Here is a 12,979-nt window from a genome sequence, read left to right as displayed (position 1 = left end):
CGTAGCTTCGGAAAATCTATTTAAGGATGGTACTTACCCTATGCAATCAATCGATACGAAAAGCGCAATCCAGTCTTTATTAAGTGGAGCCAACGTCCACACTCAACTTTCTGTAGCTGAGCTCGTCGAACAGGCAACTTCACGCGGAGAAGGCATGTTGACGTCTACTGGAGCTTTACGTGCGGAAACAGGAAAATACACAGGTCGTTCTCCTGAAGATAAATATATGGTCGATGAAGATATTTCTCGCGACAAAATTGATTGGGGTTCAGTGAACCGTCCAATCTCAAAAGACATATTTACGAACCTATATAAAAAAGTAACCGCATACTTACAAGAAAAAGAAGCGTTATTCGTATTTAAAGGATTTGCTGGTGCGGATAAAGACTCCCGTCTTCCAATCCAAGTGATTAACGAATATGCATGGCATAATCTTTTTGCTCATCAACTCTTCATTCGCCCGACTAAAGAGGAGCTTGCTTCACACGAAGCACAATTTACGATTGTGAGTGCACCAACTTTCAAAGCAGATCCTACTGTCGATGGTACGAATTCAGAGACCTTCATCATGGTGTCGATGGAAGAGCGTATCGTGTTAATCGGTGGAACGGAATATGCGGGTGAGATGAAGAAATCTATTTTTGGTATCATGAACTACTTGCTACCTGAACAAGGGATTCTTCCAATGCATTGTTCAGCAAACGTTGGAGAGGACGGCGACGTAGCCTTGTTCTTTGGCCTTTCTGGAACAGGAAAAACGACGTTATCTGCAGACAAGGGTCGTAAGCTGATTGGTGACGATGAGCATGGTTGGTCTGACACAGGCGTCTTCAATATGGAAGGCGGATGCTACGCAAAAACAATCAACTTAACACATGCGAATGAACCTGAAATCTATGAAGCCATCAAGTTTGGAACAGTATTGGAAAATGTAGTGGTAAATGCAGAAACTCGTGAAGCTGATTACGCAGACGATTCATTGACAGAAAATACGCGTGCTGCCTATCCAATCGATTACATCGAAAACATTATGGTTCCTTCTGTAGCAGGGCAACCAAAAACAATCGTCTTCTTAACAGCGGATGCGTTTGGCGTATTACCTCCAATCTCTAAATTAACGAAAGAACAAGCAATGTACCACTTCCTAAGTGGATTCACTTCGAAACTTGCGGGAACTGAGCGTGGCATTACAAGTCCACAACCTGTCTTCTCAACTTGCTTCGGTTCTCCATTCCTTCCCCTTCCTGCAACGGTTTATGCAGAGATGTTAGGAAAGAAAATTGATGAGCACGGTGCGAACGTCTACCTAGTCAATACAGGCTGGACAGGCGGAGAGTATGGAGTCGGTTCACGTATGAAACTATCCTACACACGTGCAATGGTGCGTGCAGCAATCGATGGAAAACTGGAAAACGTTGAAACAGAACAAGGTTCTGTATTTGGTGTAGCCATTCCTTTAGAAGTACCAGGAGTACCGAGCGAAGTATTGAATCCACGTAATGCATGGGCTGACAAAGAAGCATATGATAAGAAAGCAAAAGAACTTGCAGACAGCTTCCGTGAAAACTTCAAAAAATTCAACAATGTATCTGAGGACATTCTTTCTAAAGGTGGCCCAATCATCTAATTCAAAAAACCGTTCAGCAAACGCTGAACGGTTTTTTATTCTTGTCTTTTCATCCATTCAAGGGCTTCTCGAACAATTTGTCGATTGAGCGGATCTGGAACAAAGTGATGATGCTTTTGTAAATATTGTGTCTCTACCTGTTTCCCCTCTCGTTTTAGCCCTTCCTCTAAGAGAGTAGCGTGTTCAAATCCCACATTGGTATCTAATTCCCCATGAATAATCCGTACGGGACACGAAATCTGATGAAGCTGTGTGAGCACATCACGTGCTTCAAACGCTTCTTTGGCGGTATTTGGACTCCCCCCATAGATACGCTTCATCATTCGTCGCATATCAACACGTTCCTTATACGTCAAATAAATGGAGGATACACCACCCCATGTAACGAGAGATGTCACTTCTGGCCGTTTGACAGCCGTCCATAAAGCCATAATTCCTCCACGACTAAAGGCAAAAAGATGAATGGATTTCATTCCTAGAGTCTTGAGATAATCCACTGCTGCGTATGCATCTTGTCGATCCTCCCCGACAAATTCATCTTTCCCTTCTCCTCCGAATGAACCTCTATAATGAGGAGCAAACACCACAAAACCTTGGCTTGCGATTTGAGCTATTCGAGCCGCGCGTACTTTTCCAATCTGATTGATTCCACCGCGTAAATAAACAATCGAACGATTCGACTCTTCTCGAGGGCTCGCAAGCCACCCTTTGACGATGAAAGGACCAGAATAATAACTCACTTCTTCCAGTTTCACGTCCGGATGAGGACTTGGTATTCGGTGTTTGTGCACTTCGGGAAACAGTTGCTTTAACTTACTTACCATTGTCTCCATGCCTGCGTCCGTCATATAGAAGCTTTTATTTGGCTGATGTTCAATCTCCCGAATAGTTCGCCAGACACGACCTTTTGTTTCATGCTCTGCATGAAAAGGTCTTTCATCTAAATACTTTGCTAAAAAAACACGTTTTACAAATGGCGTCTCAGTTTCTACACGATATTCTGCAAAGAACTGAAGATCGGAAATTTCCACACCGGTCTCTTCGTACACTTCACGGAACGCTGCTTCCTCTGGCATCTCGTCTGCTTCTACTTTGCCACCGGGAAATTCAAATCCTCGCTCCTGGTGCTCCGTCAATAAAAACTGATGTCTTTTACGAACGATGACGAGAATATGTGTTGCCGATTCTGCAAATGAATGTTCCTTAAAGGAGAGAGTCACAGGTATGCCCCTACCATCTTGAAATTGCATCATGGTCTCCTCCCTTTCTCTTCGTTCAAAGTATAACAAAAAACGTGTACTATAAAGTACACGCCACTAAACTTATTTGTTTGTATCACCTAAGAATGCATTGAGCATCCATTGGTGCTTTTCAATGCTCTGATAGATTGCATTTAACAGATCCTCTGTCATATCATCTTCATCTTTTGCTGCTTCTTCCATTCCTTTTTTCAAAGATTTCATAATCGTATCAAAATCTTTGACGACCGTTTCCACCATTTGTTCTGTGGATTCTTTGCCGGTTGCTTCTTTAACAACGGAAAGCTCTAAATGTTCTTTTAACGTAGCGGTTGGTTTACCACCTAAAGTAAGTAATCGCTCGGCAATTTCATCCATATGCAAAGTCGCTTCGTTATATAGTTCCTCAAACTTAGCATGTAGTGTGAAGAATGCTGGACCTTTCACATACCAATGGTAGTTATGTAATTTCGTATACATCACAGACCAGGTAGCTACTTGATTATTTAATTCTTTGTTTAAAGCTGCTGACATAAAAAACATCTCCTTTTCTAAGTCGGTATACTATATTGTTCCCAATTTCTGAAGTAAACTAAACGTATCGAGGTGACATTTATGAAACAAATTTTTATCGGTCTGTTTCGCATCTACCAAAAGGCCATTTCTCCTCTCACACCACCAAGTTGCCGGTTTTACCCAACTTGTTCTCACTATGGCATCGAAGCTTTAGAGAAACACGGGGCTATGAAAGGATTATATCTAACGATTCGCCGAATATCGAAATGTCATCCATTTCACGAAGGTGGGATTGACCCTGTTCCGGATGAATGGCAAAAGAGAAGCAATAAGTAAGCTACTTTAATCTAAGTGGCTTTTTTTGTTGCATTTTTTTCTGCTTCGAAGTATGATAAGAAAGTCAAATTTATAAAACGGAATAATTCCTATTTAGGAGGAACTTATGAAATTCAAATTACCCGCATTTTTAGCTGCTTCTGCATTACTACTGGCTGCATGCAACAACACAGAGGAACAAACGACTTCACCTGCCGCGGATTCAACAGATACAGATAGTTTATCAATCTATACAACGGTGTATCCGATCGAATATTTCACAGAACGCATCGGTGGTGAAGCGGTTTCTGTTTCTTCCATTTATCCGCCTGGATCTGATGAACATACATTTGAACCAACTCAAAAAGACATGATGGAAATGGCGGACGCAGACTACCTCTTCTCTATTGGGTTAGGGTTGGAGGGATTCTTCTCAAGTGCTGAAAACACATTAGCGAACCAGTCTGTAGAAATCGTCAAATTGGCAGATGCGATTTCGGATGAACACCTCATTGCTAGAGATCCGCACAATCACGGAGAAGAAGAGGAAAACGCACATAGTGAAGACGAGCATGCACATGAGGAAGAAGAACATGCTAATGAAGAGGACGGACATGAAGGTCATGACCACGGAGAACTGGATCCACACATTTGGATTTCACCTGCCATCAGCATTGAAATCGCTCGTGCCATTGAGAAAAAGTTAAGCGAGGCTGCACCAGGAGAACAAGCTACATTTGAAGCAAACTTCAACGAGTTAAAGGCTGAACTTCTTGCACTCGACGCTTCTTTCAAAGAAATGGCTGAGCAAGCGAACCGAGATACTTTCTTTGTCTCGCACGCTGCATTTGGGTATTGGGCAGACGCATACAATCTCAACCAAGTAGCTGTGGCTGGACTTAACTCACAAGATGAGCCATCTCAAAAAGAACTAGCTTCTTTGGTTGATCAAGCCCGTGAGCAACAAATCGCGTACATCTTAACCGAACAAAATGTATCGTCGAAACTTACGGAAATTATTCGCTCAGAAGTTGGGGCAGAAACACTCCAACTTCACAACTTAGGTGTATTGACGCAAGAGAACGTTGATAATGAAGAAACCTATTTTACGTTGATGGAACAAAATTTAGAAGCCCTACGAACAGCATTGCAATGAATGAAAACGTGCACTGGAAAGATATCCAGTGCACGTTTTTTATGGCTTCAATTCTCGTCGCACTAATTTATTCGATGCGTTGCGTGGTAGTGATGCAACAAAATGATAGATAACCGGTTGTTTGAACTTCGCTAGCGTTTCCTTCGAAAGCTGGCGCAGTGACTCCTCGTCTTGCGGCTCCATCACTACATAAGCAACTGGTACTTGTCCCCACTTTGTATCTTCCATCCCTACGACTCCGGCCTCTTTCACATGAGGATGGTTCATGAGCACTTGTTCAATTTCAGCAGGGTATACATTTTCCCCTCCTGAAACAATCAAATCAGATCGGCGGTCTAGGACATAGAGATACCCATCAGCATCCAGCCGTCCAATATCACCTGTTCGAAACCAGCCGTCTTCCGTTAATGGATTCTTTTCTCGAAAATCTCCGATATATCCAGGGGTGACATGAGCCCCTTTAATCCAAATCTCACCTTCCGCTTCACCATCGATTCGAATGTCTGCAAAGAACAAAGGTTTGCCTACAGATCCCAGCTTCTCAAGTGCATCTTCTGGCATAAGCGTACATGTCTGGCTAGACGTTTCCGTCATACCGTATGTCTGTAAAACTGGAAGTTGATGAGCCTGCGCACGGAGAAGATACGTTTTTGGAACAGGTCCTCCTCCTGCCAACAAGACCCGAAATGAAGATGGAATCGCTCTGTCGTCTCTTTCAATGACATCTAATAGATTTCCAAGCATCGTGGTGACGACGGAGAAATGCGTGACGCCTCTATTGCAAATCGCTTCTACAGCTACTTCTGCATCGAAACGCTCATGGAGCTCTAGAGCGGATCCGTAAACTAACGAGCGCATAATCATGGAGAATCCACTGATATGAAACAGAGGCACCATACATAGCCATTTATCTTCCGGCAAGACTCCCGACGTGAGAGCGGCTCCAAGGGCACTGGTCATATGATTTTCAAGTGTTTGACGGACTCCTTTTGGTTTTCCTGTTGTTCCAGATGTATACATGATGGAAATCGTTCGGTCTGGTTCCCACATGTCAGTTGAAGAATAGGGGGCTACTTCATGGTCAGCGACTTCCTCAAACGTAACGATATTTGGGGGGCAATTGGTAAATCTTCTTTTATCATCGACCAAGACGAGAGAGACACTCGCATCTTTTTCTTGGTAGGCCCATTCTTTTTCCGATAAACGTTCATTGAAAAAGACAATTTCACAATCTCTCCACATCAACGCAAGACTCCAAAAATAGACGTCTTCACTATTTTTCGCCCAAATGCCGACGCGACTCCCGGATTCAAAGGGAAGTTTTCCAGCGAGCTCATGAACCCGACTCATCACTTGCTGCCACGTATAGGAACGAGACTCAGTTGATAGAGCAAGACGCGTAGGAGTCAGTGAGACACGTTTTTTCAGTAAATTCGGATACACTTTGAAACACCTTCTCTCTTTCACTACGTAGAAAAAAAGCCGTCCAATAGGACAGCTTTTCCATCAATCAAGGGAAACGTGGGAATTGACCAAAGTCCGGCTTGCGTTTTTCTTTGAACGCATCACGGCCTTCTTTAGCTTCATCCGTTGTATAGTAAAGAAGTGTCGCATCTCCTGCAAATTGTTGAAGACCAGCAAGTCCATCTGTATCTGCATTCATTGCGGCTTTCAAGAAACGTAGAGCGGTTGGTGATTTTGATAGCATCTCCTCACACCACTGAACCGTCTCATCTTCCAGTTGCTCATAAGGAACTACAGTGTTCACAAGCCCCATGTCTAACGCTTGCTGCGCATCGTATTGACGGCATAAATACCAAATTTCACGTGCTTTCTTATGACCAATGATACGCGCTAAATAGCCTGAACCGTACCCAGCATCAAATGAACCTACAGTCGGTCCAGTTTGACCGAAACGAGCGTTGTCAGCTGCAATGGTCAAGTCACACACCACGTGAAGTACATGGCCACCACCAATTGCATAACCGGCAACCATTGCGACAACAGGTTTCGGGATGACACGAATCAAACGCTGCAAGTCAAGTACATTTAGACGCGGGATTTCATCGTCGCCAACATATCCACCGTGTCCACGAACAGATTGGTCACCACCTGAACAGAATGCTTTTTCGCCTTCTCCTGTCAGTACAATCACGCCTACATTCTTGTCATCACGTGCACGTGAAAACGCATCAATCATTTCCATGACCGTTTTTGGGCGGAATGCATTGCGCACTTCCGGACGGTTAATGGTTACTTTCGCTATACCATTATAAAATTCATATTTAATATCTTCATATTCATGAAGTGTTTTCCACTCTCTTGTCATGAATTTTCCTCCTTCAATATGTACTCCTCTATTATTGTAGCAAACATTTTTGGATTTTCCACATGTATCGCATGGCCCACTTGCTCAACAATCGTTAAGGATGCGTGAGGAAATTTAGTTTGCATAACTTTATTGATCTGAACGAACTTCTGATCGAGTTCTCCGACTACAAGTTTCACAGAATTTGAATACTCTCCTAGCATCGGCCAGTAGTTTGGCATCTTCCCTGTGCTGAACTCTCGTAAACTCTGAGCGAGAGGAATCGCCTCATGTGATTCACGTTCTCTTCGAACGGTTTCTTGTACTTCAGTAGGGAGCTTTTTTTGAGAAGCAAATAACGGAATCTCTTCCCAGTAGTCTACAAACGCGTCGATTCCCACTTCTACGATTCGCGTGGCAAGGTTCGCATCCGCCTGTGCCCGTTCTTCTCTTGCTTGTTCGTCCTCAATGCCAGGCGAACTACTTGTAAGCAACAGTTTTTCTACCGGATATTCGAGCGAATAGCCGAGTGCGAGACGCCCTCCCATGGAGTAGCCAATGAGAGTAAATCGTTTTAGCCCAAGTTGTTTAAAACACTGATGAAGCCAATCGACCTGTGTATCCATTGCAAAATTTGCTAATGGATAAGAAACACTCCCATGCCCCGGGAGTAACGGTACAATGACACGAATGTCTTCTGAAAGATAGGGAATGACCATGTCAAAAGAATGGTCACTACCTGTAAAACCATGTAATAGGACGGCAGTATGTTTTCCTTTAGGATTCCATTCTAAATAACGAAATGTCATAAAAGCTTCTCTCCACCTTCTTTGATACGCTGCCAAAGAACTCTGTGCCGCTTGGTATTTAATTGGCGGTTCGTTGTCACTTCTAAGATTCGCAGTCCCTTAAATGGTTCACTTACTAGTTTTGCAAGCTGCTCTTTTGAATCAATCAACGTATAAGATAGCTGGTACAATTCTGCAAGTTTCTCGAATGTCAGTCCGGAAGAAGTGCCAAAGAGCTTCTCGAAATACACTTCTTCTTGTGATTGTGGTAGATACGAGAAGATACCCCCGCCATCATTATTGACTATCACAATGGTCGCGTCGAGATGTTGGTAACGGCTGAGAAGGAGTCCATTCGAATCATGCAACATCGCAAGGTCTCCAATCAGGAGATAGACATGTTTTTGAAGTGCTTTTTGAACGCCAAGAGCGGTGGAAACCACCCCATCAATCCCATTCGTCCCACGATTTGCGTAAACCGTCTGGTTCTTACTCGTAAGCGAATAGAATGTATCTACATCACGGATCGGCATACTGCTACTTGTAAATAATACACTCTCTTCCGGAAGGGATTGAATGAGTGTCCCCACATAAGCCCCTTCTTCTACTTCATTCCCAATATAATGAGCTACTTCTTCTCGCGCTAAACGATTCAAGTCATTCCAAAGCGTAAGTGTATCATGCCCTTTTTTCGTGACAGATAAGTGATGTAAAGCGCTTGGAAGGACTGACAAATGTTGAGTTGCTAAACCAAGTGCGTCGCGGAAGTTCGGATGCTCATCCACGATAAGAAAGTTCGACGGCTTCACATGTTGCAAAAATATACCTAGAAACTTCGATACGGGCTGTGCGCCGATTCGAATGACTGTGTCCGGACTTAGAGGTGGATAGAGTGTGTCATTTTTTAAAATGGCATCATAATTTTCGATAATCAAGGATTGCAGTTCCGGATGTTCTGTTGATCGTAGATTTGATAAAGGATCTGCAAGCACTGGCCATCCAAGATTCGCTAAGAACGACTCAACCTGGTGTTTTTCACTCACTAAAATTTCTCCAGCTACAACAATCCCTTTTTTCGAGCTTTCTACGATGTCTTTAAGGTTTTTTACCGCTTGAATATCAAGGTGGGACTGGACATTTAAATAGGTTCTCGGTTTTTTCCCAGGTACCTTTTGTGCAAAATCAATCATCAATGGTTCTCGAAACGGGATATTAAAGTGCACCGGTCCACGAGGATGGGTCATGGAAGATTGAATACCTCGTGATGCTTGGTGATAGACAAACGGCGCGGTCGCCTCATGACCATCTGCCACTGGAAAATCAAAGAACCATTTGACATGATCCCCATAAAGCTTCACTTGGTCAATCGTCTGAGGAGCACCGACTTGTCGAAGTTCATGTGGTCGGTCAGCCGTCAGTACAATCAGTGGGACTCTAGCATAATAAGCTTCTACAAGTGCCGGAAAATAATTTGCAGCAGCAGAACCGGACGTACATAATAATGCAACTGGCTTTTCAGAAGCTTTTGCTATACCTAGTGCAAAAAATGCGGCCGATCTTTCATCTACTTGGATGGAGTGTTTGAAGTCTTCGTCGGAGACAAACCCATACGCAAGTGGCGTGGACCGAGAACCAGGACTGATAACCACCTCTTCGACACCATAATCTTTGAGTCCAGATAAAAGTGACCGGACATAGTGAGTTAACTGTTCCTTATAATTCATGGCGATGTCCTCCTAATACACGAAGCATCGGGCGGAATTTCACATTCGTCTCTTCCAGTTCAGCAAGTGGATCGGACTCAGAAACGATGCCTCCTCCAGCATACAGAAGTGCTTTTCCACCTTTTAAAAGCGCGGAACGAATACCTACGACAAATTCTCCATTGTCGTCTGCATCTACAAAACCAATAGGCGCTGCGTAATACCCACGGTCCATCTGTTCCAGTTCGCGAATTAATTCTACAGCCTCTTTCCGAGGCGTTCCACCTAGCGCTGGAGTGGGATGTAATGCACTGACAAATGAGAGTAAATCAGCAGAAGCGTTCGCCTCCCCATGAATCGGTGTAAAGAGATGTTGAATATCCCGTATTTTAAGTAATTTTGGATGCTTTGGCACTTCCAATGACGTACATAAAGGAGAAATCACTTCTTGGATCATCGATACTACATAAGCGTGTTCCTCACGATTCTTTTCATCAGATAAAAGTGCCTGACCTAAGCGCTGGTCTTCACCAAGGTCTTTCCCCCTTCGGACGGACCCGGCGACACCCGCCGAAAAGATTTTACCTGCCTCTTTTCGAATCAGTCGCTCTGGCGTTGCACCAAAAAACGTGTCACTTTCATTTTCAAAAACAAACGTATAACTTTCTGGTTGCTCTTGAAGTGCATAATAAAGAGCGGAACCAGACGACACTGTATCCTCAAAATCCAATTCGATGGATCTTGAAATCACAACTTTATCTACACGCCCTTGCGTGATATTTCTTTTTACCGATCGAACAGCTTGCAAATACTCAGGTACATTGCGTTCTATTTTCTCGATGACCACCGGTTTTTCAAATAACGGTCGTTCTTGCACTTGGGCGATGTGTAGCAGGCGATCGCGTTCTTTACGTAAGTGATCAAAGCGTTTTGAGTAGTCGATTTGAGGTGTGACGCAGTTGATGGATAGTTGTGATGATTCATTCACAATCTCTAACTGAAAAACAGGGACAACGAATAAACCAGGAGAAAATGCATCCCACTCTTCACTACTCACGCCTGTTTCATCAAACGAGAAGCCTCCAAAAAGAATAGGTGCCTGGTCTGCTTGTTCTTTTATGATGTTGTTTTTCAGTTCATTCCATTCTTCACGAACATCGTCCACACGGCGGCTTCCTTCCGCTCGAATAATGCGCGCATGACCTATTCCAACAATCGTTCGTGTCTTTTCTCGATTTTGCCAAAAGAAGCGTTGACCTTTATATAGTTTTTCCCCCGCCTCATATAGGGCAAGTGGAGAAATCCCTTCGCATTCAATTGTTTCTGTATATAAGTGTAAAGTTCCTTGCTTGGAACCAACTAATTCTGACATAGTAAAACCTCCGTGTCTTTTCCGTTACACACTACCTCCATTTTACTCCTTTCCTCCATTCCTCGCACACATTTAACTTAAGAATTGACATTTTAAAAGATTATTCTACACACAATGTAATGTTTTCTGACATATAGTAAAAAATAATCCTTGATTTTTCAGATTATACGCATTATGATGTTAGTTATTATAACATTGGAGGTGGCATTATGAAGAAGATAGAAGCAATCATTCGTCCAAATGTATTTGCAGATGTTCGACAAGCCCTCGCCCTTCACGGTATAGATGGGTTTAGTGTGAGTGAAATCGCTGGTATCGGTAACCAAGAAGGTCGAACTGGGCTTTTTCGAGGGAACAAATATGAAATGCAATTTCACACCAAACTAAAACTGGAGATGGTGGTCGATGATCATGAAGTCGAAACACTGATTGAACTATTACTCGACTACGCATCAACTGGACAAGTCGGTGATGGGAAGATATTTATTTACCCTGTGGAACAAGCGATACGAATTCGGACAAAAGAGAAAGGCGCGATTGCTGTGCGCTAAGGAGGAATTGACATGACAGTTGAACTTTTGGAATCATCGATTAATATGTTATGGATTATGCTAGGAACTGTACTTGTTTTCTTTATGCATGCCGGATTCGCCATGGTAGAGTCTGGGTTTACTCGATCGAAGAATACAGTGAATATTTTAATGAAAAATATCATCACGGTGTCAATTGCTTCTATTCTCTATTTTGTAGTGGGTTATGGCTTTATGTTTGGGAGTTCTGTTGGGGGTGTCATTGGATTTAGTGGTTTTGTTCTATCTGGCGTCGATGACATTGCATTCTTTGTCTTCCAGGCAGTTTTTGCAGCAACATGTGCAACAATCATTTCTGGTGCCGTAGCGGAACGGATGAAACTCTCGGCCTATTTTATTTTGACCATCGCCATGGTCGCAATCATTTACCCAATCGTAGGTCACTGGATTTGGTCAGGAGGCTGGCTAGCTGAGCTTGGGTTCATTGATTTTGCAGGGTCGACTGTTGTTCACTTAACTGGTGCCGTTGCCGCATTGGTTGCTGCCTCGATCCTTGGGCCGCGCATTGGCAAATACAACGGTAAAAAAGTGAATGTCTTACCTGGTCATAGCATCCCTCTTGGAGCACTAGGTGTCTTTATTCTCTGGTTAGGATGGTTTGGTTTTAATGGGGCTAGCACACTTGCAGCAGATCCAGCTGTTGTGCCATCGATTATTACGAATACACTACTTGCAGCTTCTGCCGGTGTCTTATCTACTGCTTTATATACCAAACTACGTTATAAGCAAATTGATGCCTCGCTTACATTGAATGGCGCTTTAAGTGGTCTTGTAGGAATTACAGCAGGTGCAGCAAATGTATCCCTTCCAGCAGCCATTGTCATTGGATTTTTTGCGGGAATCATTATGACCGAGAGTATTCGCATTTTGGATGCAAAGCTACGAGTTGATGATCCAGTAGGAGCTATTACAGTTCATGGAGTAGTTGGTGTTTGGGGAACTCTGGCAGTGGGGCTATTTGAAACATCAAGCGGTCTCTTCACAACGGGAAGTGCCAGTTTACTTGGAATCCAGGCAATTGGTGTGGTATCCGTTATTGTATGGGTTGCCGCTTCTTCATCCATTGTTGTATTAGGGATGAAGTGGACAATGGGCATACGTGTAACAAGCGAAGAAGAAGTAACAGGTCTGGATTATGTAGAGCACGGAACGAGTGCTTACGAAGTCAAAGAATCTTTCGGCGGTGCATTTGATCGCAGTGAACCATTCGCACAACGTCTCACTGAATTAGGAAAAACAATCAGTTAAAGAAACCACCTCTACCCATTTTGGTAGAGGTTTTCTTTATTAAAAAGAAATCATAACCACCAGTAGAACTGGTGGTTTGCTCTGCGCCTATAAGGCGCTTTTACTGGCCATGTCTGAA

12 protein-coding genes are annotated in these 12,979 nt (G+C 43.4%); 5 read left to right on the top strand and 7 right to left on the bottom strand.

All coding sequences use genetic code 11. From position 1 onward, the window contains the following. The first annotated feature begins 40 nt into the window (after positions 1–40). Complete coding sequence (gene pckA / locus ACFO0S_RS12430) at positions 41–1,627, top strand: phosphoenolpyruvate carboxykinase (ATP) (protein WP_378142418.1); 1,587 nt, start codon at positions 41–43, stop codon at positions 1,625–1,627. Between the two features lie 35 nt (positions 1,628–1,662). Here pckA and ACFO0S_RS12425 read toward each other — a convergent pair whose 3' ends face one another. Both ACFO0S_RS12425 and ACFO0S_RS12420 read right to left on the bottom strand, forming a co-directional pair. After that, a complete protein-coding gene (locus ACFO0S_RS12425; protein WP_378142417.1) occupies positions 1,663–2,877 on the bottom strand; it encodes a prolyl oligopeptidase family serine peptidase in 1,215 nt (404 codons plus the stop codon). A gap of 72 nt (positions 2,878–2,949) precedes the next feature. Next, positions 2,950–3,399 (bottom strand): Dps family protein, encoded by a 450-nt coding sequence (locus ACFO0S_RS12420; RefSeq protein WP_378142416.1) that lies wholly within the window; start codon positions 3,397–3,399, stop codon positions 2,950–2,952. An 81-nt stretch (positions 3,400–3,480) separates the two neighbouring features. Between ACFO0S_RS12420 and yidD the strand changes: the two genes are divergently transcribed. Together yidD and ACFO0S_RS12410 are read left to right on the top strand one after the other, a co-directional pair. Continuing rightward, positions 3,481–3,717, top strand: a complete 237-nt coding sequence (yidD, locus tag ACFO0S_RS12415) for a membrane protein insertion efficiency factor YidD (protein WP_378142415.1) — start codon at positions 3,481–3,483, stop codon at positions 3,715–3,717. Between the two features lie 106 nt (positions 3,718–3,823). Further along, positions 3,824–4,852, top strand: coding sequence for a metal ABC transporter solute-binding protein, Zn/Mn family (locus tag ACFO0S_RS12410; RefSeq protein WP_378142414.1), 1,029 nt, complete (start codon positions 3,824–3,826; stop codon positions 4,850–4,852). Positions 4,853–4,891: 39 nt separating this feature from the next. On the opposite strand, the gene menE is transcribed toward ACFO0S_RS12410, so the two are convergent. The 5 genes from menE to ACFO0S_RS12385 all read right to left on the bottom strand — a co-directional run bounded on the left by menE (position 4,892) and on the right by ACFO0S_RS12385 (position 11,023). Then, positions 4,892–6,295: an o-succinylbenzoate--CoA ligase gene (menE, locus tag ACFO0S_RS12405; protein ID WP_378142413.1), complete on the bottom strand. Its 1,404-nt coding sequence runs from the start codon at positions 6,293–6,295 to the stop codon at positions 4,892–4,894. 67 nt (positions 6,296–6,362) lie between these two features. Then, positions 6,363–7,181, bottom strand: a complete 819-nt coding sequence (gene menB / locus ACFO0S_RS12400) for a 1,4-dihydroxy-2-naphthoyl-CoA synthase (protein ID WP_378142412.1) — start codon at positions 7,179–7,181, stop codon at positions 6,363–6,365. Then, positions 7,178–7,969, bottom strand: a complete 792-nt coding sequence (gene menH / locus ACFO0S_RS12395) for a 2-succinyl-6-hydroxy-2,4-cyclohexadiene-1-carboxylate synthase (protein ID WP_378142411.1) — start codon at positions 7,967–7,969, stop codon at positions 7,178–7,180. Before menH ends, menB begins: the two co-directional genes overlap by 4 nt. Continuing rightward, complete coding sequence (gene menD, locus ACFO0S_RS12390) at positions 7,966–9,672, bottom strand: 2-succinyl-5-enolpyruvyl-6-hydroxy-3-cyclohexene-1-carboxylic-acid synthase (protein ID WP_378142410.1); 1,707 nt, start codon at positions 9,670–9,672, stop codon at positions 7,966–7,968. Before menD ends, menH begins: the two co-directional genes overlap by 4 nt. Then, the gene (locus ACFO0S_RS12385; protein ID WP_378142409.1) at positions 9,662–11,023 is read right to left on the bottom strand and encodes an isochorismate synthase; all 1,362 of its coding nucleotides are present in this window, start codon (positions 11,021–11,023) and stop codon (positions 9,662–9,664) included. Before ACFO0S_RS12385 ends, menD begins: the two co-directional genes overlap by 11 nt. A 209-nt stretch (positions 11,024–11,232) precedes the next feature. Between ACFO0S_RS12385 and ACFO0S_RS12380 the strand changes: the two genes are divergently transcribed. Together ACFO0S_RS12380 and ACFO0S_RS12375 are read left to right on the top strand one after the other, a co-directional pair. Beyond that, positions 11,233–11,574, top strand: coding sequence for a P-II family nitrogen regulator (locus tag ACFO0S_RS12380; RefSeq protein ID WP_378142408.1), 342 nt, complete (start codon positions 11,233–11,235; stop codon positions 11,572–11,574). A 12-nt stretch (positions 11,575–11,586) separates the two neighbouring features. Next, entirely contained in the window at positions 11,587–12,861 is a 1,275-nt protein-coding gene (locus ACFO0S_RS12375; protein WP_378142407.1) for an ammonium transporter, read from the top strand. Positions 12,862–12,979 lie beyond the last annotated feature (118 nt).

It is taken from the genome of Chryseomicrobium palamuruense (assembly GCF_042649045.1).
Lineage (GTDB): Bacteria > Bacillota > Bacilli > Bacillales_A > Planococcaceae > Chryseomicrobium > Chryseomicrobium palamuruense.
Note: the sequence above shows the minus strand (reverse complement) of the source record. Positions and strands in the feature narration are given on the sequence as shown.